This window comes from Pseudomonas sp. G(2018) (assembly GCF_005502415.1).
In the GTDB taxonomy this organism is placed as follows: Bacteria; Pseudomonadota; Gammaproteobacteria; order Pseudomonadales; family Pseudomonadaceae; genus Aquipseudomonas.
On sequence record NZ_SCOO01000084.1, the window covers coordinates 1 to 2090 of the forward strand.

Sequence of the window (2090 nt, forward strand, 5' to 3'; positions counted from 1 at the left end):
CCCGCAGACTTTAGTGGGGTGAGTAGCTTCCAGCGCTTAACCAATAGCCACTGCAGTGATAGGCATGTTAGCCCCTCATTCCAGCTGTAATCTAACACGCAGTGGCCATACAACAAGGCGTTTGTTTTGATAAAAAGACACAGGACATGCGAAGAATATTAATTTAATCCGAATTAATTACTCATCGGGGGATTTTCTTAGTCGGAATTAACGGACTATTTGGTGGTGTTTTGTCTTCCCTGTCGCGACGGCAGTCAGAAATTCTTGCACCTATGCTAGCAAATTTTTATTGAACCAGGCATGGCCCGTTAGGGGCTGTAATTTATTTCTCGTTTTTTTTGTAACAACAAACCAGCAGAATCATCTGACTAGCTGTGAGTGGCAACGAATGTCATTGCACCTAATTAGATTTTTGCCCGTCAGGAGAAACACAATGAAAAAATTTCAAGAATCCACGGTATCTCTGAAAATCGCCAAGCCTTTGGCTGCAATGGTATCTGCGGCAGTGCTTGCCGCATCCCTCGCTGGTCCAGTGATGGCTGCTACCCCTTGTAATCCTTGCGCGGCAAAAGCTCCCGCGGCAGCCATGGCAAATCCTTGTGCTGCAAAAAAACCGTGTGCTGCAAGCATGAAAACCACTAAAAACCCTTGTGCTGGTAAGAACCCATGCGCGGCAAAAAATCCGTGCGCAGCCAATCCTTGCGCCGCTAAGGCTCCTTGTGCAGCGAAGAAAAAATAACTTCGAGATAGAGGTTCAATAAGGGCATTCCTGCTCCGCGTCAAAGAAGCATTCGAGCATTTGACGTGCAATACAACTTGTCACACCGACATGGCCCGTATTCGAATACGGGCCATGTACGATATGACTTGGCGTCAATATTTTCTGTTATAAGCTTTTAGTAGAGTATTTTATTGGCTCGAAAAAATGGAAATTATCTCCGAGTACTCAACTAGACACCTTCAGCATAAAGCCGAATTTTTTCTGTCTTAAGATCACCCTGCCCGACAGTGCGACAATGGCCAGGTCTCGTCTGAACTTGAGACCTATTTAGTAAGCTACCGAGCTAATTGAGCATTTTGCACCAAAAAGATCAGCTCGCGAAACCTACTTGATCATTCCTTATAACCGACGATTCAGGAATTCGACTCAAAAGCCTCGCCAGGGTCGCTCACCCGACTAGGACGCTAAGCAACGTTTGATCCGTCGCAGCTAAACTCAGCCGCGATCGGTCGGCCGTCGTCTTGCCAGCGGTGGCTAATGACTTACCCTGATGATACTCATGCCACAATTAAGAATTTCTGCTTGTAACAAACCGCAGCTTGAGATCTCTAAAGCGCATAGGGCAAATAGTATAAGCAAATCACCGTAACCCAATCCTGACCTAAAGGAACTGACTCATGAATAAGACAATGACCTCCGCTACCTTGGCCTTGGCGTTGAGCGCCGCTTTAGCCGCTGCTGCAATGCCGACCATCGCCCACGCCGCTGACGGTGAAAAGTGTTTCGGTGTAGCCCTTAAAGGAAAGAATGATTGCAAGGCTGGCGCGGGCACGTCCTGTGCGGGAACCTCGAAAATCAACTATCAGGGTAATTCTTGGTCCATGGTACCCAAGGGGACTTGCGAACAAACGGCATCGCCCACTTCTCCAACTGGCTTTGGTCAATATCAGGAGTTCAAGGAAAAGAAAGCCTGATTAGTAATTAAACGGTCGCGGAGCGTTCCTATGATTCAATCTCCTAGCGATAGACTGTGCCTGGTGGATGCTGCCCATACAGCTTCCACCAGGCTGCCATGCCGTGCCGGTATCGGCTTGAAGCCTGAACACTTTCGCGAGGTAATTTCAGAGCAACCAGACTTAGGTTTCTTTGAGATCCATGCCGAAAATTACATGGTCGCAGGCGGGCCATTTCACCATTACCTGGAAATAATTCGATCGCGCTATCCACTGTCTATCCACGGCGTAGGTCTATCCATTGGTGGGCAAGCCCCACTTGATGAAGAACACCTCTCTCGGTTGGCCATACTGCTAAATCGCTACCAGCCAGAAGCATTCTCCGAACATCTCGCTTGGTCCAGTCATGGCGGCAC

The 2090-nt window shown here is 48.2% G+C and carries 3 protein-coding genes; all 3 read left to right on the forward strand.

What is annotated here, in order from left to right; genetic code table 11:
- Nucleotides 1-433 precede the first annotated feature (433 nt).
- The gene (locus tag FFS64_RS31125) at nt 434-739 is read left to right on the forward strand and encodes a hypothetical protein (protein ID WP_202879051.1); all 306 of its coding nucleotides are present in this window, start codon (nt 434-436) and stop codon (nt 737-739) included.
- A 659-nt stretch (nt 740-1398) separates the two neighbouring features.
- Nucleotides 1399-1695: a DUF2282 domain-containing protein gene (locus FFS64_RS31130; RefSeq protein ID WP_057978306.1), complete on the forward strand. Its 297-nt coding sequence runs from the start codon at nt 1399-1401 to the stop codon at nt 1693-1695.
- A 30-nt stretch (nt 1696-1725) separates the two neighbouring features.
- Nucleotides 1726-2090: DUF692 family multinuclear iron-containing protein (locus tag FFS64_RS31135; protein ID WP_137808458.1), on the forward strand; the 365-nt coding region annotated here is incomplete at its 3' end.

Bases quoted from the DNA above. Each gene is read 5' to 3' on its own strand.
- FFS64_RS31125 (WP_202879051.1), top strand. From the start codon at position 434: ATGAAAAAATTTCAAGAATCCACGGTATCTCTGAAAATCGCCAAGCCT.
- FFS64_RS31130 (WP_057978306.1), top strand. From the start codon at position 1,399: ATGAATAAGACAATGACCTCCGCTACCTTGGCCTTGGCGTTGAGCGCC.